Source organism: Roseitalea sp. MMSF_3546 (assembly GCF_030732865.1).
Lineage (GTDB): Bacteria > Pseudomonadota > Alphaproteobacteria > Rhizobiales > Rhizobiaceae > Roseitalea.
Genome location: NZ_JASHKB010000001.1, coordinates 1 through 18,737 on the forward strand (window position 1 = coordinate 1; position 18,737 = coordinate 18,737).

Here is an 18,737-nt window from a genome sequence, read left to right on the forward strand (position 1 = left end):
CTTTGGGCCATCGTCAGCAACCGGACGCCCTACGCGACAAACTTCAAAAATGCTGCTTGACTCAAACATTAGGCTGCCGTCTCCGCGCCCGATGCCTCGGCGTCCGGATAACGCCAGATCTCGACGGCCACCGAGCCATAGAGCAGCGTCTCGCCATCGCGGCGCGCGCCCAGCTTGCGGGCGACACCGAGTGAGGCGTGATTGTCCCTGTCGATGAAGCTGACCGCGGTGCGCCAGCCAAGCGTTTCATGGGCGAAGCCCAGCGCGGCGCGGACCGCCTCGGTGGCATAACCCCTGCCATGATACGCCGTCGCCAGCCCATAGGTGATCTCGGGCTCGTCCGCCTTGCCTTCGGGATCCCACGGGCCGCAATAGCCGATCGTCTTGCCGTCCTGCTTGAGCGTCACCGCGAACGGCCCCCATCCCCTGAGCGCCCAGTGACCGGCATAGGCGGCCATCTGCCGCCAGGCGCCGTCGCGGTCATGCGTACCGCCCGCAAAGCGCGTGGCGGCTTCATCCGCAAACATGGCGGCCATCGGGTCGACATCAGCCTGGCGCCAACCGCGTAGGATCAGACGCCCGGTCTCGAGCGTGGGGATTTCGACGACGGTCGACATCATTTCTTCGGGCCCTTCGGCAGGCCGGGCAGCGAGGGGCCGCCAGTGCCCGGCAGTCGCGGCCCGCCGCCAAGGCCGGGCAGCCCGCCCGGCGGCAGGCCGCCGCCGGGGCCGAGCCCCATCTGTTCGGCCTGCTTCTGGAGCTGCCTGAGCTCCTTTTCGCTCATCTGCGCGGGATCGGGCATGCCGCCAAGCCCGCCCATGCCGCCGCGCATGCCCATCTTGCCCATCATGCCGCCCATCATCTTGCCCATCATGCCGCCGCCCTTCTTGCCCTTCATGGACTTCATCATGTCGGCCATCTGGCGGTGCATCTTCAAAAGCTTGTTGATCTCGGCGGCATTGGTGCCCGAGCCGGCGGCGATGCGCTTCTTGCGGCTGTGCTTGAGCACTTCGGGATGGGCACGCTCGTGCGGCGTCATCGACGAGATGATCGCGAGCTGACGGCCGAACATCTTGTCGTCCATGCCGGCGGCGGCCATCTGGTCCTTCATCTTGCCCATGCCGGGCATCATTCCCATCAGGCCGCCCATGCCGCCCATCTTCTGCATCTGGCGAAGCTGGTCGGACAGATCGTTCAGGTCGAACTTGCCCGAGGCCATCTTCTTGGCCATGGCCTGGGCCTTTTCCTGGTCGATCGTCTCGGCCGCCCTTTCGACCAGGGAGACGATGTCGCCCATGCCCAGAATGCGGTCGGCGATGCGCTTGGGATGGAACTCCTCCAGCGCGTCCATCTTCTCGCCGGTGCCGATCAGCTTGACCGGCTTGCCGGTGACCGCGCGCATGGACAGCGCCGCGCCGCCGCGTCCGTCGCCATCCATCCGCGTCAGGACCAGACCGGTAATGCCGACACGTTCGTCGAAGCTCTTGGCGAGATTGACCGCGTCCTGGCCGGTCAGCGAATCGGCGACCAGCAAAATCTCGTGCGGGTTGGCCGCGCGCCGCACATCGGCCATCTCGACCATCAGCGGTTCGTCGATATGGGTGCGGCCGGCCGTGTCGAGAATGACCACGTCATGGCCGCCGAGCCGGCCCGCCTGCACCGCTCTGCCGGCGATCTCGACGGGGCCCTGGCCGGCGATGATCGGCAGGGTGGCGACGCCAGTCTGCTCGCCGATCTGCCTGAGCTGCTCCTGTGCCGCCGGCCTTCGCGTGTCGAGCGAGGCCATCAGCACCTTCTTCTTGTCGCGCTCGGCCAGCCGCCTGGCGATCTTGCCGGTCGTCGTCGTCTTGCCCGAGCCCTGAAGGCCGACCATCATGATCACGACCGGCGCGGGCGCGTTCAGATCGATGGTCTCGGCCTCCGAGCCGAGCGTTTCGACCAATTCGTCATGGACGATCTTGACGACCATCTGGCCGGGCTTGACCGATTTGAGGACCTCGGCGCCGACCGCCTTTTCGCGCACGCGCTCGACGAAGCCGCGCACCACCTCCAGCGACACGTCCGCCTCGATCAGCGCGCGGCGCACCTCGCGCAGCGCCGCGGAGACATCCTTCTCCGACAGTGCGCCGCGCCCGGTCAGCGAGCCGAATATCGAACCCAGGCGATCCTGAAGCGATTCAAACATGACAATCCCAAAGCCGGTTTCACATTGCCGGACCACGCCGTCCGGCCCATGTCCCCGAGATAATCATCGACGGGCGAAATCCCAAACGCCAAAGCCGAAGCGCACCCGAGGGCGCATCGCGCTGTCGGGTGGTGACCTCCGGGACCGACGCCTGTGACGTGTCCCGGTCGGCGGCTCGGTGTCAAGCTCGTCCAGATTTGCGGGCGCTATGGGGGAAAGGCCGGCCGGTGTCAAGACGCCCGGTCAGGCGAGATGCCGGACGGCCTGCGGACGATGACTGGCAACCGGCCAATTGACAGTCTGCAATGTTGCCAGTTACATCTTCATTGCGTCTGGACGGGATGGGCCATGTTGAGATCGACCACGACATGTCTCTCTGCAGTTGGCGTGTTGGTTGCGTTTACCGCATGCACGTCAACCGCCAATGAGGCGCCAAAGGTGGTCGCGCAGACGAGTGCCCAATCCGCGCTTTTGTTTGCCGACGGTGAGGTATCCATTCTCGAGTCCACCGAAGGTCCCGCGAGCACGAGACAAGGCAGTCAGGGCAAGGGCCGCTTCTTGCACACCTACCGTGCCGTTACCAACACCTTCGGTCCCGCGCCCGTCGTCGAACATACCTCGACATCGCTGACCTTTCGGGGGCCGAACACTACCTGCACGGTTGAGGCCGGGGGCGGGCTCTCGTGCCTAAATGGCAGCAGCGGCACCTGGCAAAGGCGCTGAGAGCTGCCTCGCGCCATTTTAGGCTCGCGATGTTCACACTCAGGGTGGGGGAGCGCCAAAGCCGAAGCGCACCCGAGGGCGCATCGCGCTGTCGGGTGGTGACCTCCGGGATCGACGCCTGTGACGTGTCCCGGTCGGCGGCTCGGTATCAAGCTCGTCCAGATTTGCGGGCGCTATGGGGGAAAGGCCGGCTGGTGTCAAGACGCCCGGTCAGGCGAGATGCCGGACGGCCTGCGGACGATGACTGGCAACCGGCCAATTGACAGTCTGCAATGTTGCCAGTTACATCTTCATTGCGTCTGGACGGGATGGGCCATGTTGAGATCGACCACGACATGTCTCTCTGCAGTTGGCGTGTTGGTTGCGTTTACCGCATGCACGTCAACCGCCAATGAGGCGCCAAAGGTGGTCGCGCAGACGAGTGCCCAATCCGCGCTTTTGTTTGCCGACGGTGAGGTATCCATTCTCGAGTCCACCGAAGGTCCCGCGAGCACGAGACAAGGCAGTCAGGGCAAGGGCCGCTTCTTGCACACCTACCGTGCCGTTACCAACACCTTCGGTCCCGCGCCCGTCGTCGAACATACCTCGACATCGCTGACCTTTCGGGGGCCGAACACTACCTGCACGGTTGAGGCCGGGGGCGGGCTCTCGTGCCTAAATGGCAGCAGCGGCACCTGGCAAAGGCGCTGAGAGCTGCCTCGCGCCATTTTAGGCTCGCGATGTTCACACTCAGGGTGGGGGAGCGCCAAAGCCGAAGCGCACCCGAGGGCGCATCGCGCTGTCGGGTGGTGACCTCCGGGATCGACGCCTGTGACGTGTCCCGGTCGGCGGCTCGGTATCAAGCTCGTCCAGATTTGCGGGCGCTATGGGGGAAAGGCCGGCTGGTGTCAAGACGCCCGGTCAGGCGCGACCGGCCACCGCCCCGATGGCCGCTCAGTAGTAGGCGCGGTTGGCCGACCATTGCGGTCCGTTGCGCTCCTCCTCGCGCAGGCTCGTGGAGCCGAAATGCATCTTCACGCCAGCCGAGATGGTCTGCACGTCCAGATCGCCCAGTTGCACATCCGATTCGTCATAGGTGAAGCGGTCATATTCGTAGCGCGCGAAGACCGACACGGGCGAACTCCGGATGCGATAATTGCCCTGCGCGGCGAGCGTATAGGCGTTGACGCCCCAGTCATCGCCGTCCAGGCGGTTGAACGCGCCTTCCACATCGAAGCGGAAATTGTCGGTCGCATAGGCGCGCACGCCCGCCTTGGCGGCGTAACGCTCGTAGGAATCGCCGTCATATTCGGCCACGCCATAGCCGACCTGGCCGTAGACCGTGCCAAGGTCGCCCAGATACGCGACCTGCAGGCCGCCGACGACGTCGGTCGCGCTGTCGTCTTCGTCCGGCATGCCGAGCAGGTCGAACAGATTGGTGGTGAACCGCGCGCCCTGGATGAACGCGCCATAGGCGATGTTCGGCGTGGCGTATTGGTAAAGATGCACGGCCCCGTCCAGTGCGTCCACGTTCAGATCGTCCAGCCTCGCGCGCTCGTAGCCGACATCGATCTGCACCTGCGGATAGCCGCCATCGCGCAGGTTCAGCGTGCCGCGCAACGCCCAGAAATTGGCTCGCGGATCGATGTCCTCGATATCGCTCGCCCGGTAGGAGGCCTCGATATTGCCGACAACGCCCATGTCCTCGACGGGGTCGTAGAAACCGCCATGGCCGTCGGCGAGGGCCGCCGATACGGCAAGGCCCGTCATCGCCCCGGCCAGGCAAATGGCGCTCGAAATCGTCCGCATCGCGTCCCCCATCTGTCGAAGAATGGGGGTCACGATGCCCCGATCATGGTTAACAAACGGTTGCGGACGGGCCGATCGCCGCAAGGCCGGTGGGCCGACAGCGCGGCAATCGCCCCGGCGGACCATTGCGCGGCCGCAGGTCGGCGCCGCCACGCAGCGCGGCGCCAGCCGCAGCGCTCGAGCGTTCAGGCGCGCTGCGTGAAGGTGGGCACCTTGACGGCACTCGCATACTCGCGCGCCAGCGTCAGGAACGCCTCATAGCTCTCGCGCACGCGGGCGAAGTCCTCGTTGGCCTGCGAGTTCTCGTCCATCACCTCGGCGACGGCGGTCTTGAGCGCCGCGATCACGTCTTCGGGGAACTGGTCGAAGGTGACGCCGGCCTCCTTGAGCTGCTGCATGGCCTGGGCGTTGAAATAGTCGAACTGGGCCAGCGTCTCGGCCGACGCCGCCTCGGCCGCATTGGTCAGGATCGCCTGCATCCGGGCGGGCAGTTCGTCGAAAGCGTCCTTGTTGACGACGATCTCAAGACCGGCCGAGGGCTCATGGAAGGCTGGAACGTAGCAATAGGACGCCACCTTGTTCAGGCCGAAGGCCTGGTCGAGCAGCGGACCGACCCACTCGGCGGCATCGATGGCGCCCGACTGGAAGGCCGGGAAGATCTCCGGCGGCGGGGTCAGCACCGCATTGACGCCGAGCTTGCGCATCGCCTCGCCGCCGAGCCCGGCAATGCGCATGTTCAACCCGGCCAGGTCATCGACCGAATTGATCGGATTCTTGAACCAGCCGGCGGCCTGCGTGCCCGAATTGCCCGAATAGAGCGGATAAAGGCCGCGCTCGGCATAGATCTCGCGCCAAAGCTCGTTGCCGCCGCCATGGCGCAGCCAGCCGTCATGCTCGACCGCGGTCATGCCGAACGGAACCGCCGAAAAGAAGTGCAGCGCGCTGTTCTTGGAGGCGGCGTAATAGGGGGTGGAATGGCCGATCGGCGCGGTCCCGCCCTGAACGGCGTCCTCCACGCCGAAGGGCGGCACCAGTTCGCCGGCCGAGAACACCTTCAGCGTCATCTGCCCGTCCGACAGGGCGGCGACGCGCGCCGCGAATGTGGTCACATTGGTACCCACGCCCGGCGCCTGGGCCGGAAACGATGTTGGCAGATTCCACTCGATCTTGCCCTGGGCGATGGCGGGCGTGGCCAGCGCGGCGGCGGGCGCGGCCACGGCGCTCGCCTTTAGGAAATTGCGTCTTTTCATGGGGTCTCCTCCTTGATGGATCTTGGGTTTCAGAACAGTGCTTCGGGCAGCCAGGTGGCGAGCGGCGGATAGGCGGCCACCATGCCGAGCACGACCAGCTGGATGGCGATGAAGGGGATCACAGCACGGAAGATCCGTCCCGTCGAGATGTGCCTTGGCGCGACCGAGCGGAAATAGAACAGCGCGAAGCCGAAGGGCGGCGTCAGAAACGAGGTCTGCAGATTGAGCGCGACGAGCACGGCGAACCACACCGGATCGATGCCCGTCTGCAGGATCACCGGGCCGACGATCGGAATGACGATGAAGATGATCTCGACGAATTCGAGGATGAACCCCAGAACGAAGATCACCGCCATGGTCAGCACCAGCATGCCGATCACCCCGCCGGGGATCGACGTCAGGAAGTCGGCGACCAGCCGGTCGCCCTCGAACCCGCGAAAGATCAGCGCCAGGATGCTGGCGGCCACGATGATGCCGAAGATCATGCCGGTGATGATCAGCGTCTCGAACAGCGCCGGCACGAGCACGCCGCCGCGCACCAGGCTGACGGCGGCCATGCCGAGCCCGATGCCGACCGCGACGATCAGCGCCAGCACGAAGATCGTCGCCGGCGTCAGGCTCAGCGCGCCGGTGGCAAAGGCGACATCGATCAGCCCGAAGCGGGTGACGGCGAAAAGGCACAGCGCGCAGCCGGCCGTCAGCAGTCCCGGCAGGCGCAGGCGCCGGTCGTTGGCCGAGGCGGCGATCAGAAGCGTGCCGGCGACGCCCACCGCGGCCGCCTCGGTCGGCGTCGCGATGCCCACCAGGATCGAGCCGAGCACCGCGACGATCAGGGCCAGCGTCGGCAGCGCGTCCACGGCGATGCGCCACAGCCCGTCGGCCAGCGCCACGGGCGAACCGGTCGGCACCGACGCCGACAGCGGCTGCGGGCGGGGCACGGCGCGCGCGCCGAAGAACGTCACGCGCACGATCGCATACAGCCCGTAGAGCACCACAAGGCACAGGCCGGGGACCAGCGCGCCGGCGAACAGATCGCCCACGGTGACCGGATCGGGCGCGAAATTGCCCGCCGCCTGCTGCGCCTCGATATAGGCGTTGGAGACCTGATCGCCGAGCAGGATCAGCACGATCGATGGCGGGATGATCTGCCCCAGCGTACCGCTGGCGCAGACGAGCCCGCTGGCCGTCTTGTCGTCGACGCCGGCGTTCAGCAGCGCCGGCAGCGCGATCATGCCGAGCATGATGACGGTCGCGCCGATCACCCCGGTCGAGGCGGCGACCAGCGTGCTGATCACCAGCACAGCGGCGACGAGGGCGCCCGGCGCGCCGCCGAGAAACCGGCTGATCGAGGCCAGCATGCGCTCGGCCTGCCGGGAACGCTCGAGCAGGACGCCGACGAGCACGAACAGCGGCACGGCGATGAGCAGGGCGTTTTCCATGATGCCGAAGACGCGCAGCGGGATCGCCTGCAACAGGACCAGGTCGAACTGGGCGAACGCGCCGGCGACCAGCGCGAACAATAGCGGCACCCCGGAGATCACGACGATGACCGGCAGACCCGACAGGATGCCGCCCAGCAGCGCCACCGTCATGGCGATGATCCACAACGCGTCAGCGCTCATCGGTTCGCGCTCCCAGCAGCAGCGCCGCCCCCTGCACGATCATCAGCGCCGCCGTGACCGGAACCGCCGTCTTGACCAGGAACAGGCCCGGCAGCCCTCCGGTTTCGCGCGAGCCTTCGAGGATCTGCCACGCATAACCCACCGGCTGGCCCGAATGCCACAGCAGCAGCCCGAAGACCGGCACGAGCAGCAGCACGAAACCCGCCGCATCGACCCGCCGGTTGCGCGCGGCGGGCCAGGACGCGCGCAGCACGTCGACGCGCACATGCTTGTCAAGGCGCATCGCCACGGGCATGGCGAAGGTGACCAGGAACCCGAACGCGTAGGTCACCAGATCCTGCAGCTCGATGAAGCCGACGCCGAGCCCATAGCGCAGCAGCACCACGGTCATCATGCCGCCGAAGACGACCGCCAGGCAGGCGATGCACAGCCATTTCGAAAGCCGGTGCAAGCCGTCGGCAAACCGCAGGAAACCGACCCTCACCCGGCGCGCTCCGCTTCGGCGCGGACGCGCGCACCGCCCCGTTTGTCGCTGAATAGCATCGACGCTCCTCCCGGCACCACGCTACGCCAGCGCCTCGGCGCGCCGCAAGCGTCATCGGGCCGGCAGGCGGCTAGTCGAACACGATGCGCGGAAAGTAGAGCGAGACAACCCAGTTTGGCTGGTCGACGATTTCCGAGATCCGCAGATCGCCGCAGACCGAGCAAAGCAGATAGGCGTCCTCGGCAGCAAGGCCGTGCAGCGCGCCCAGATGGTCGATCATCCCGGCGACCGCATCGCGCGCGCACCCCATCAGGTCCGGGCCGATGCCCATCGTCGCCTCGTAGCCCCTGGCGTCGAGATGCCGGCTCACCGGCCCGGGCGTCGAAAAGCGCGGAAAGGCAAGCGGGCGCTGCTTGATCAGATCGAGCTTGAGGGCGACCGTCATCGGGCTTTCGATCGCCGTGCCGCAGACCTCGCCATCGCCCTGGGCGGCGTGGGTATCGCCGACCGACAATAGCGCGCCGGCGACCTCGACCGGCAGGTAGAGCGTGGTGCCGGCGGCCAGATCGCGCGCATCCATGTTGCCGCCCATGCGCCGCGGCGGGATGATCGAATGGCGGCCCGGCTCGGCCGGCGCCAGTCCGATCGTTCCGATGAAGGGCTTGAGCGGCACGCGCGCCATCTCGCTGAACAGGGCCGGCGCCAGCGTGTCCGCCGCATAATCCCAGATCTTCAGATGCGGATCGCGGAACTGATCCGCCAGCAGCCCGAAGCCGGGGATATTGGCCGTCCAGCCGAAGCCGGACGGCGCGAAACCCTCGATCTCGATCCTCAGGATATCGCCCGGCTCGGCCCCGTCCACTTCGATCGGCCCGGTTACCGGATTGACCTTCGCCGAGTCCATGGCGGTCACGTCGGCGACCGTGCTTGCGGCGGTGATCTGGCCCGCCGAGGCGTCGATGCATTCAAGTTCGATGCGGTCGCCGGGCGCCACCTTGGCCGCCGGCGCGATCGCATGATCCCAGCCGAAGTGATGGTGCGCGTCGTGGATCGTGTGCTTGAAGGGCGCGGCCATGGCACGCAACCCTATGGGCCGCGACCGCCGCTGTCGACCCGCCGCCGGCGCGAGCCGGGCCGGCTATCCCTTCTCGGTGTCCTGCAGCGCCGCCGGCCGCGGCGCGCGCCGGCGCCGGCGCGAGGCGGTTTCGGCGGGCGCGTGCAGATAGTCGCGCGTCAGCGGCACCGCGTCCTGGCGCCGGGCGAGCTGCAGCTGGAAGACGACATGCGTGCCGTAACGGAACGACAGTTCGCTGGTCGCCAGATAGAAGTCCCACATGCGCACGAAACGCTCGTCATGCAGCGCTGCCGCCTTGTCGGCATTGGCCAGGAACCGCTCGCGCCAGGCCTTGAGCGTTTCGGCATAATGCAGCCGCAACACTTCGAGGTCGGTCAGGAACAGGCCCGCCGCCTCCACATGCGGAGCGATCTCCGACAGCGCGGGAATGTAGCCGCCCGGAAAGATGTATTTGGCGATCCACGGATTGGTCACGCCCGGACGCCCGGTGCGCCCGATCGTATGGATCAGCGCGACGCCGTCCTTCGACAGAAGCCGCGCGACCTTGTCGAAATACTCCTTGTAGTGGCGCGTGCCGACATGTTCGAACATGCCCACCGAGACGATGCGGTCGAACTGCCGGTCGAGATCGCGATAGTCGGTCAACTCGAAGCGCACGCGATCGGCCAGGCCGGCCTGTTCGGCCCGGCGCCGCGCCGTGGCGAGCTGTTCCGACGACAACGTGACGCCCAGAACGTCGGTGGCCCCGCGCCGCGCCAGCTCCATCGCCATGCCGCCCCAGCCCGAGCCGATATCGAGCACGCGCTGATCCGGCTCGAGCACCAGCTTGCGTGCGATATGGGCCCGCTTGGCGGCCTGTGCCTCGTCGAGCGTCATGCCCGGCTCGGCGAAATAGGCGCAGGAATACTGCATGTCCTCGTCCAGGAACAGGCGGTAGAGATCGTCGCCCAGATCGTAGTGATGGGCGACGTTCTGCCGGGCCCGCGCCGGCGAATTGGCGCGCTGGACGGCGCGCAGCGCCTGCACCGCAAGCCCCGACGGCCCGCCGGCATCGGGGTCGTCGCCGTAAAGGTTCGACCACAGCGTATCGAGCAGATCGTGGATGGTGCGCGCCTGCGGCATCAGCGCGCCTTCCATATAGGCTTCGCCAAAGCGCAGTTCCGGATTGCGCAGGATGCGCCCGATCCACTTCTCCTCGCTCAGCCGCAGCCCGACCGGCTCGGCGAGCTCCTCGCCATAGGTGACGGTTCGCCCGTCGGGATACTGGACGTCGATACGCCCCTGCCGGATATGCTGCGTCAGGAATCGGTCAAGTTGCCGGCTGAAGACTGCCATGGTCGTTCCCCTTCCGAGTCCGCCTGATCTCTTCGGAGTTCGACCGTCGATTATAGTGCAATTTCCGGCACTTCGAAAGCGCCATTGCGAGACGGCACGTGCAGGAGTGCCGGCAGCGCACCCACGGTTGCACGGCCCGCGGGCGCGCGGACCAGCTACTCGGCGGCCTCCCGGTATTCGGCGATGGGCGGGCAGGTGCACACCAGATTGCGGTCGCCATAGGCATTGTCGATGCGACCGACCGGCGGCCAGTACTTGTCGACATCGAAAGCACCGGCGGGGAAACAGCCCTCCTGCCGGCCGTACGGCCGATCCCACTCGGCGATCAGATCGGCGGTGGTGTGTGGCGCGCGTCTGAGCGGATTGTTGTCCCGGTCCATGTCGCCGCGCTCGATCGCCGCGATTTCCTCGCGGATCGCCAGCATCGCCGTGCAGAAACGGTCGAGTTCGGCCTTGGTCTCGCTTTCGGTCGGCTCGATCATCAGCGTGCCGGCGACCGGCCAGCTCATGGTCGGCGCATGGAAGCCATTGTCGATGAGGCGCTTGGCGATGTCGTCGACGGAAATGTCGGCGCTCGCCGCAAACGGGCGCGTGTCGATGATGCACTCATGGGCGATGCGCCCGTTGCGTCCGGCAAACAGCACGTCATAAGCGCCCTCGAGCCGCCTGGCGATGTAGTTGGCGTTCAGGATCGCCACCTTTGTCGCCTGTGTCAGTCCGTCGCCGCCCATCATCATGATGTAGGCCCAGGAGATCGGCAGGATCGACGCCGACCCGTGCGCCGCCGCGCTCACCGCCCCGTCTCCGGCCAGCGGATCGCCCGGCAGGAAGGGCGCCAGATGCGCCTTGACGCCGATCGGCCCCATGCCCGGCCCGCCGCCGCCATGGGGGATGCAGAAGGTCTTGTGCAGGTTGAGATGGCTCACATCGGCGCCGATCTCGCCGGGCCTGGACAGGCCGACCATGGCATTCAGGTTCGCGCCGTCCAGATAGACCTGCCCGCCATGCTCGTGCGTGATCGCGCACACCTCGCGCACCGTCTCCTCGAAGACGCCGTGCGTCGACGGATAGGTGATCATGCAGGCAGCCAGCCGGTCGCCGGCCTCGGCCGCCTTGGCGCGGAAATCGTCGACATCGATGTCGCCATTGTCGCGCGCCGCAACCACGACCACCTTCATGGCCGCCATCTGTGCCGAGGCGGGATTGGTGCCGTGCGCCGAGATCGGGATGAGGCAGATGTCGCGGTTCGTGTCGCCGCGGGCGCGATGCCAGGCGCGGATCGTCAGGAGGCCGGCATACTCGCCCTGCGCGCCCGAATTGGGCTGCATGGACATGGCGTCATAGCCGGTGATCACGCACAGCTTCTCGCACAGATCGTCGATCAGCTTGCGATACCCCTCGGTCTGGTCGGCCGGCGCGTGCGGGTGGATGGCCGAGAATTCGGGCCAGGTGATCGGCATCATCTCCGCCGCCGCGTTCAGCTTCATCGTGCACGAACCCAGCGGGATCATCGCCCGGTCGAGCGCCAGGTCCCGGTCGGCGAGCCGGCGCATGTAGCGCATCATCTCGGTCTCGGCGCGGTTCATGTGGAACACCGGATGGGTCAGGTACTCGCTCTGGCGCAACAGGTCGGCCGGCAGGCGGATCGCCTCGGCGGCCTCGAAATCGGCGCCGGGCAGGCCGAAGGCTTCCAGCAGCCGGTCGATGGTTTCCGGTCGCGTCGTCTCGTCGAGCGTGATGCCGATCCGGGTATTGCCGATCCGGCGCAGATTGATGCGCCGGTCCTGTGCGGCGCGCAGGATGACCGGCTGCATGGCGCCGACATCGATGGTGATGGTGTCGAAGAAGGTCTCCTGCTCGATGGCAAAGCCGGCCGCGCGCAGCGTGTCGGCGACCAGCGCGGTGCGCCGATTGATGCGCTGGGCGATCGCTTTGAGGCCCTTGGGCCCGTGAAAGACGGCATAAAAGCTCGCCATCACCGCCAGCAGCGCCTGCGCGGTGCAGACATTGGATGTCGCCTTTTCGCGCCGGATATGCTGCTCGCGCGTCTGCAGCGACAGCCGGTAGGCCTTGTTGCCATGGGTGTCGACCGATACGCCGACGATGCGCCCGGGCATGGCGCGCTTGAGCGCGTCCGTGCATGCGATATAGGCCGCGTGCGGTCCGCCGAACCCCATCGGCACGCCGAAGCGCTGGGTCGAGCCGACCGCGATATCGGCGCCCATGGCGCCGGGCTCCTTGAGCAGCAGCAGCGCCATCGGATCGGCGACGACGATGCCGATCGCCTTTTGCGCATGCAATGCGGCGATCTCGGCCGAGAAGTCGCGCAGATGGCCGTACGTGCCCGGATACTGAAACACCGCGCCGAATACCTTTCCGGCCTCGAGCGCCTCGGCCGGCCCGACGATGATTTCGACACCCAGCGGTTCGGCCCGCGTCCTGATGACATTGATGTTCTGCGGATGGCAGTTCTCGTCGACGAAGAAGGCCCGCGCCTTCGATTTCGCCGTGCGCAGCGCCATCGCCATCGCCTCGGCGGCCGCCGTCGCCTCGTCGAGCAGCGAGGCATTGGCGACCGGTAGACCCGTCAGGTCGGCGACCATGGTCTGGTAGTTTAGCAGCGCCTCCAGCCGGCCCTGGCTGATCTCGGGCTGATAGGGCGTGTAGGCCGTATACCAGGCCGGGTTCTCCAGGATATTGCGCTGGATCGCCGGCGGCGTGACCGTGCCATGATAGCCCTGGCCGATCATCGAGGTGAAGACCTTGTTCTTGCGCGCGATCTGCCGGGCCGTCCACAACAGTTCGTGCTCGGCCATGGCCGGGCCGAAATCGAGCGGCTCGGACTGGCGGATGCTGTCCGGCACGGTTTCGTCGATCAGCGCGTCGAGGCTGTCGGCCCCCACGGTCCGGAGCATTTCGGCCATCTCTTCCGGCGACGGTCCGATATGGCGCCGATTGGCGAAGTCATAGGGTTCGTAGTCGGTCAGGCTGAACGGCATGGCGGTTCCCGGTGCTTGGCTGCGTGGTTCAGGCGATCATCTCGCGATAGGCGGCTTCGTCCATGAAGCCCTCGATGGCGGCCGGATCGTCGATGCGCATCTTGAAGAACCAGCCCTCGCCGAGCGGATCCTCGTTGACGAGCGCCGGTGCGTCGCCGAGCTTGTCGTTGACGGCAACGATCGTGCCATCGACCGGCGCCTTGATGTCGGACGCCACCTTGACGCTCTCGATGACGACGATCTCGTCGTCCTTCTTGACCGTGACGCCCTCCTCGGGCAGCTCGACGAAGACGACGTCGCCGAGCTGTTCGGCCGCGTATTCGGTGACGCCGACGACGAACACGTCGCCCTCGGCCCGCAGCCACTCATGGTCTTCGGTGAATTTCATCGCTCGGTTCCCCTTTTAGCGTTTGTAGGTCGAGGGTCGGAAGGGCAGCTCCGCCACCGTCACCGGCAGGCGCCGGCCACGCACCTCGCCGAACAGCGCGGTGCCCGGCGCGGCCATCGTCGTCGGCACGTAGCCCATCGAGATCGGTCGTTCGACGGACGGTCCGTAGGCACCGGACGTGACGGTTCCGACCGGCGTTTCGGCGGTCTCTGTTTCGTAAAGGCAGGTGCCGGCGCGCATCGGTGCCCGGCCCTCGGGCAAAAGGCCGACGCGGCGGCGTGGGGCGCCGGTTTCCATTTCGCGCAGGATGCGTTCGGCGCCGGGAAAGCCGCCGGCGCGCGCGCCGCCCGTCCGCCGCGCCTTGCCGATCGAGAATTCGAGCGCCGCTTCCACCGGCGTGGTCTCCGCGTCGATGTCGTTGCCGTAAAGGCAAAGCCCCGCTTCGAGCCGCAGGCTGTCGCGCGCGCCAAGCCCGATCGGCGCGACCCGTCCGTCGGCGAGCAAAGCCTGCGCGAACGCAATGGCGCGCCCGTTCTGCACCGAAATCTCGTAGCCGTCCTCGCCGGTATAGCCCGACCGCGAGATCCACAGCGCGCCGAAATCGCTGTCGGCGGTCCGCACGTCCATGAAGCGCATCGTGGCCGCTTCCGGGACCAGCGCGCCGAGCACCGCCTCGGCGTCCGGTCCCTGCAGTGCCAGCAGCGCCCGGTCCTCGACCGGCTCGACGCTGCAGTCGAGATGGGCGCGCATATGGGCGATGTCGCCGGCCTTGCAGGCCGCGTTGACCACGACAAACAGATGGTCGCCGCGATGGGCGATCATCAGGTCGTCGACGATCCCGCCCTCGGCATTGGTGAAGACGCCATAGCGCTGCCGGCCCGGCTTGAGCCCGCAAATGTCGGCCGGAACCAGCGTCTCCAGCGCCTTTGCGGCATCGTCGCCGCGCAGGATGACCTGGCCCATGTGGCTGACATCGAAAAGGCCGGCCCTGGCGCGCGTATGCAGATGTTCCTTCATCACGCCGGCGGCGTATTGAACGGGCATCTCGTAGCCGGCGAATGGCACCATCCTGGCACCGAGGTCCCGGTGAAGCGCGTCAAGTATGGTGCGTTCGAGTTCCGGCATGCACTTTCCCGTGATCGTGCCGGATCGGATGGCCGGCATCATCCCAAGGACGCGGCGATGGCGTCCGACGATGCCCTCTCTGTCCTCTTGCCTGAGATCGTTATCCCGTCGGCGGGCCGGTCGGCCACTCTCCAGAGTTCAGCGTCGCGATGGTCCTTGAGCCTGAGAGTTTGCCAGGGCGGTTGCTCCTTCGGCACCGGCAGAGCCGGATTCTCCCAACGCGACGTTGCCGGAGCTAACCGCGCGAGCCCGGCCCTGTCAAGCGCAAGGCGGGCGTCGCGCTAAACCATGCCCGAAAGATCGAGCGCACCGCGTGGTGCCCAGCCGAGCGCCTTCAGCCGCGCGCAATCCATCGCGTTGAACGCCGCCGCGTCGGCGCGCGGTGGCAGGGTTTTGTCGACACCGGCCCTTCTTGCGTACGCGGCGAGCAGATCGCGCCGGTCGAGCGCGATGTCGGAGACGTTGAAGACCGGCGCCGGGCCAAAACGGACGAGATCGAGGGCGGGCATCGTCGCCAGCAGGCGCACCGCACCCGCCAGATCGTCGCCATGCACTTCGGTGCCGACGCGCGGCGCGATCTCTTCGCCCGTCGCGAAGGCGCCAAACAGCCCGGCCCATTTGTGGGCGCGGCCCGGTCCGGCGGGCCCGTAAACGCCGGTGGCGCGGATGGAGACGGGCAGGAAGCGCTCATCGGCCATGTCGGCGAGCGCGGTCTCGACGGCCAGCTTGGTTTCGCCATAGAGCGTGTCGGGCGCGCATGCCATCGTCTCGACCAGCACCGTGCCCGGCGGCTTGGGCCCGTAGACCGCGCGGGAGGACAGGAAGAGGGCGCGGGATAAGCCCGCCCGCTTTGCCGCCGTCATCAGCGCCAGCGTGCCGTCGCGATTGGCGCGCACGAAGCCTTGCGGATCGTCGCCCTCCCCGCCGCGATATCGGCCCGGCACGTGCGCGAAGGCGCAATGGACGAAGACGTCCACGCCCTCAAAGACCGCGTCATGATCGGCGTCCGGATCGAGCGATCCGGGCATCCACCGGACGGGCGCGGAAAACAAACCGTCCGGCGGCGGGGTGCGCGACAGGGCGGCGACCTCGTCGCCGGCGGCAAGGAAGGCTTCGGCGATGAAGCGCCCGGCATGGCCCGTCGCGCCGGAGACGAGGATGGTGGTCACCACACCCCCCTCTGTGCCTTCGGGACATCTCCCCCACAAGGGGGGAGAACGGGCGCATGCGATCGCCACCGGTACCCAATCTCCCCCCATGTGGGGGAGATGTCGGCGAAGCCGACAGAGGGGGGTCGGACGCATGTGTCGATGGTCATCTGGTCGGTTCGGCCAGCGCGCTCATGTCGGGAATGCCCTCTCCCCTCCGATACGCCCACCACAGATCGATCAGCGGCTGCAATTGTCGGCGTTTGGGATGGTCGGCCTGCCAGGGCTTTTCATACTGGTAGTGGATGACATGCACGCTGTTCCAGTCCCACAGCTCCGGCAGGTTGAACCAGACATATTGCAGCATGTTGAACGTCACCGGCAGGCCGTGCCAGTCGGCAAAGAAGGTTTCCAGGAACGTCTGGTCGGTGCGCCGCCAGAACGCGTCCGCCACGTCGAGCCGCGCCATCATCGCCTCGAACGTCGCCTGCGACGGGCGCGCGGTGAACACGCCCGAATTGAGCCGGTGGAAGTCGGCCAGCGATTCATAGACGTTCGGCGCGGCGCAGAATTCGGGATAGGCGAACAGCCTGTCGATGTTGCGCACGACGAGCGTGTCGGCGTCCAGAAACACCACGCTGTCATAGTCGACCATCTGCCAAAGCCGCAGCTTGGCGAAATTGTCGAGCGGGGTGTGGAAGACCGGCTTGTTGCCCTTTGTGAACGGCGCGTCGGCATGCAGCTTCGCGCGGGCGTGGCGCTGGTTGAATTCGGGCGAAGTGTCGAGCAGATCGACCGGGGCAAGGCGCGCGCCCAGACCGGCGAGCGGGGCGAGGTCGGCGTTAGCGACGCCGCCGGTGTGCATGACGACAAGGTCGGCCTTCGTGCCCGAAAGCTTCAGCGAACGCACCAGCGCGATTGCCGCGCCGGCGTAGTCGGCGTTGGTGACGAGCGTAACGAAGGCGTTGCTGGCCATGGCGGTGACGCGGGCGGTTGGGCCGTGCGGGCGGGATCGGCCGCTACTCGGCCGGCTCGGTGTCGGTGTTCTCGAGCGCGGTGATCCGGTCCTCGTGATCGCTGACGAGACCGGCCAGGAAGTTCAGGATCAGCGTGTTGCCGTCGATGCGCGTGGTCAGATCGAGACGCATCTCGTCCATTTCCTCGCGCATGATCTGCTGCTCCCGGCGCATCGCCTGTTGGTCGTCACGGATCTGGCGCAACAGCTCCAGGACCAGATTGTCCGGCTCGTCGGCCATGGCGGTTCACCCTTTCACGTCCGGACCATAGCACAGCCCGTCCGGACGGGGAATGTCCGTCGGCGCCGGCTAGGAGACGCTCTTGAGACGCTTGCCTTCCGGATCGGTCTCGACGGTCTTGGCGATATCCTTGGTCCAGGCCGAGACGGCGGGCACGCGCGAGCGGTCGACGCGGTAGGCGAACTTTTTCGCCACCTCGACGACCTCCTCGAGCAGGCCTTCGGCGAGCGTCGTCGGCTGAAGGCCGAGCGCCAGGAACTGCTCGTTGCGCACGACCAGATCGTTTTCGGCCGCTTCCTTGCGCGGATTGGGCAGATAGGCGACCTTGGCGCCGGTCATCTTCGCGACCAGCTCGGCCAGGTCGCGCACCCGGTGCGTCTCGGTCATCTGGTTGAAGATCTTGACCTTGTCGCCACGCGCCGGCGCGTCGGAAAGCGCCAGCTCGATGCAGCGCACCGAATCCTGGATGTGGATGAAGGCGCGCGTCTGCCCGCCCGTGCCGTGCACGGTCAGCGGATAGCCGATCGCCGCCTGGATCAGGAAGCGGTTGAGCACGGTGCCATAGTCGCCGTCATAGTCGAACCGGTTGATGAGCTGCGGGTGGCGCCGCGTCTGCTCGGTATGCGTGCCCCAGACGATGCCCTGGTGCAGGTCGGTGATCCTGAGCCCGTCATTCTTGGCGTAGAACTGGAACAGGAGCTGATCGAGGCACTTGGTCATGTGGTAGATCGAGCCTGGATTGGCCGGATAGAGAATGTCCTGGTCGACACGCGCGCCGTCCAGCGTTTCGATGCCGACCGGCAGATAGCCCTCGGGGATCGCCGCGCCGATCGTCGAATAGCCATAGACGCCCATCGTGCCCAGATGGATCAGATGGGCGTCCAGATCGATCTCGACCAGCGCGTTGAGCAGGTTGTGCGTGGCGTTGACGTTGTTGTTGACCGTATAGTTCTTGTGCCGGTCGGTCTTCATCGAATAGGGCGCGGCGCGCTGTTCGGCGAAGTGGACGATCGCGTCGGGACGGTGCTCGGCAAGCCACTGCTTGAGCACGTCGTAGTCCTTGGCCAGGTCGATCAGGTGAAAACCGATGCGCCGGCCGGTCTCCTCGTGCCAGATTCGCGTGCGCTCCTGGATCGAGTCCATCGGCGTCAGCGACTGGACGCCCAGTTCGGTGTCGATCCAGCGCCGCGACAGGTTGTCGACGATATGGACGTCGTGGCCGGCATCGGACAGATGGAGCGAAGTGGGCCAGCCGACGAACCCGTCGCCGCCCAGAACTGCGATTTTCATGTGTGTGGTCCCGTTGCGTTCGATCGCGCCAACCTCTAGGCGCACAATGTGACATTTGCGACAAATGCT

Annotated in this window: 15 protein-coding genes and 1 riboswitch; all 15 genes read right to left on the bottom strand. The window is 66.7% G+C overall.

Translation table 11 applies throughout. The features are described 5' to 3' along the window. Positions 1–68 precede the first annotated feature (68 nt). Entirely contained in the window at positions 69–617 is a 549-nt protein-coding gene (locus RBB34_RS00005) for a GNAT family N-acetyltransferase (RefSeq protein ID WP_306117125.1), read from the bottom strand. After that, positions 617–2,185 carry a signal recognition particle protein gene (ffh, locus tag RBB34_RS00010; RefSeq protein WP_306117126.1) on the bottom strand — a complete coding sequence of 523 codons (1,569 nt, stop codon included), beginning with the start codon at positions 2,183–2,185 and terminating at the stop codon, positions 617–619. Before ffh ends, RBB34_RS00005 begins: the two co-directional genes overlap by 1 nt. Before the next feature lie 1,656 nt (positions 2,186–3,841). Then, on the bottom strand, positions 3,842–4,696 hold the full coding sequence (locus tag RBB34_RS00015) for a hypothetical protein (RefSeq protein WP_306117127.1): 855 nt from the start codon (positions 4,694–4,696) through the stop codon (positions 3,842–3,844). 185 nt (positions 4,697–4,881) lie between these two features. After that, complete coding sequence (locus RBB34_RS00020; protein ID WP_306117128.1) at positions 4,882–5,946, bottom strand: TRAP transporter substrate-binding protein; 1,065 nt, start codon at positions 5,944–5,946, stop codon at positions 4,882–4,884. A 29-nt stretch (positions 5,947–5,975) separates the two neighbouring features. Next, positions 5,976–7,568, bottom strand: coding sequence for a TRAP transporter large permease subunit (locus tag RBB34_RS00025; RefSeq protein WP_306117129.1), 1,593 nt, complete (start codon positions 7,566–7,568; stop codon positions 5,976–5,978). After that, positions 7,558–8,052, bottom strand: coding sequence for a TRAP transporter small permease subunit (locus RBB34_RS00030; RefSeq protein WP_306117130.1), 495 nt, complete (start codon positions 8,050–8,052; stop codon positions 7,558–7,560). Before RBB34_RS00030 ends, RBB34_RS00025 begins: the two co-directional genes overlap by 11 nt. A gap of 130 nt (positions 8,053–8,182) precedes the next feature. Then, entirely contained in the window at positions 8,183–9,127 is a 945-nt protein-coding gene (locus RBB34_RS00035) for an acetamidase/formamidase family protein (RefSeq protein ID WP_306117131.1), read from the bottom strand. A gap of 63 nt (positions 9,128–9,190) precedes the next feature. Further along, positions 9,191–10,462: a cyclopropane-fatty-acyl-phospholipid synthase family protein gene (locus RBB34_RS00040; protein WP_306117132.1), complete on the bottom strand. Its 1,272-nt coding sequence runs from the start codon at positions 10,460–10,462 to the stop codon at positions 9,191–9,193. A 155-nt stretch (positions 10,463–10,617) separates the two neighbouring features. Next, positions 10,618–13,461, bottom strand: a complete 2,844-nt coding sequence (gene gcvP, locus RBB34_RS00045) for an aminomethyl-transferring glycine dehydrogenase (protein ID WP_306117133.1) — start codon at positions 13,459–13,461, stop codon at positions 10,618–10,620. Between the two features lie 28 nt (positions 13,462–13,489). Beyond that, positions 13,490–13,849 (bottom strand): glycine cleavage system protein GcvH, encoded by a 360-nt coding sequence (gene gcvH / locus RBB34_RS00050; RefSeq protein ID WP_306117134.1) that lies wholly within the window; start codon positions 13,847–13,849, stop codon positions 13,490–13,492. Between the two features lie 15 nt (positions 13,850–13,864). Then, positions 13,865–14,974, bottom strand: a complete 1,110-nt coding sequence (gene gcvT, locus RBB34_RS00055) for a glycine cleavage system aminomethyltransferase GcvT (RefSeq protein ID WP_306117135.1) — start codon at positions 14,972–14,974, stop codon at positions 13,865–13,867. Positions 14,975–15,114: 140 nt separating this feature from the next. Further along, positions 15,115–15,202: riboswitch (glycine riboswitch) on the bottom strand. Between the two features lie 53 nt (positions 15,203–15,255). Beyond that, positions 15,256–16,143 (bottom strand): NAD(P)-dependent oxidoreductase, encoded by an 888-nt coding sequence (locus RBB34_RS00060; RefSeq protein WP_306117136.1) that lies wholly within the window; start codon positions 16,141–16,143, stop codon positions 15,256–15,258. Positions 16,144–16,288: 145 nt separating this feature from the next. After that, complete coding sequence (locus RBB34_RS00065) at positions 16,289–17,098, bottom strand: glycosyltransferase (RefSeq protein ID WP_306117137.1); 810 nt, start codon at positions 17,096–17,098, stop codon at positions 16,289–16,291. A 43-nt stretch (positions 17,099–17,141) separates the two neighbouring features. Next, on the bottom strand, positions 17,142–17,378 hold the full coding sequence (locus tag RBB34_RS00070) for a hypothetical protein (RefSeq protein ID WP_306117138.1): 237 nt from the start codon (positions 17,376–17,378) through the stop codon (positions 17,142–17,144). A 69-nt stretch (positions 17,379–17,447) separates the two neighbouring features. Beyond that, the gene (locus RBB34_RS00075) at positions 17,448–18,668 is read right to left on the bottom strand and encodes an NAD-dependent epimerase/dehydratase family protein (protein WP_306117139.1); all 1,221 of its coding nucleotides are present in this window, start codon (positions 18,666–18,668) and stop codon (positions 17,448–17,450) included. Positions 18,669–18,737 lie beyond the last annotated feature (69 nt).

Coding starts and splice junctions, on each gene's coding strand:
- RBB34_RS00005 (WP_306117125.1), bottom strand. CDS start 617: ATGTCGACCGTCGTCGAAATCCCCACGCTCGAGACCGGGCGTCTGATC.
- ffh (WP_306117126.1), bottom strand. CDS start 2,185: ATGTTTGAATCGCTTCAGGATCGCCTGGGTTCGATATTCGGCTCGCTG.
- RBB34_RS00015 (WP_306117127.1), bottom strand. CDS start 4,696: ATGCGGACGATTTCGAGCGCCATTTGCCTGGCCGGGGCGATGACGGGC.
- RBB34_RS00020 (WP_306117128.1), bottom strand. CDS start 5,946: ATGAAAAGACGCAATTTCCTAAAGGCGAGCGCCGTGGCCGCGCCCGCC.
- RBB34_RS00025 (WP_306117129.1), bottom strand. CDS start 7,568: ATGAGCGCTGACGCGTTGTGGATCATCGCCATGACGGTGGCGCTGCTG.
- RBB34_RS00035 (WP_306117131.1), bottom strand. CDS start 9,127: ATGGCCGCGCCCTTCAAGCACACGATCCACGACGCGCACCATCACTTC.
- RBB34_RS00040 (WP_306117132.1), bottom strand. CDS start 10,462: ATGGCAGTCTTCAGCCGGCAACTTGACCGATTCCTGACGCAGCATATC.
- gcvP (WP_306117133.1), bottom strand. CDS start 13,461: ATGCCGTTCAGCCTGACCGACTACGAACCCTATGACTTCGCCAATCGG.
- gcvH (WP_306117134.1), bottom strand. CDS start 13,849: ATGAAATTCACCGAAGACCATGAGTGGCTGCGGGCCGAGGGCGACGTG.
- gcvT (WP_306117135.1), bottom strand. CDS start 14,974: ATGCCGGAACTCGAACGCACCATACTTGACGCGCTTCACCGGGACCTC.
- RBB34_RS00065 (WP_306117137.1), bottom strand. CDS start 17,098: ATGGCCAGCAACGCCTTCGTTACGCTCGTCACCAACGCCGACTACGCC.
- RBB34_RS00070 (WP_306117138.1), bottom strand. CDS start 17,378: ATGGCCGACGAGCCGGACAATCTGGTCCTGGAGCTGTTGCGCCAGATC.
- RBB34_RS00075 (WP_306117139.1), bottom strand. CDS start 18,668: ATGAAAATCGCAGTTCTGGGCGGCGACGGGTTCGTCGGCTGGCCCACT.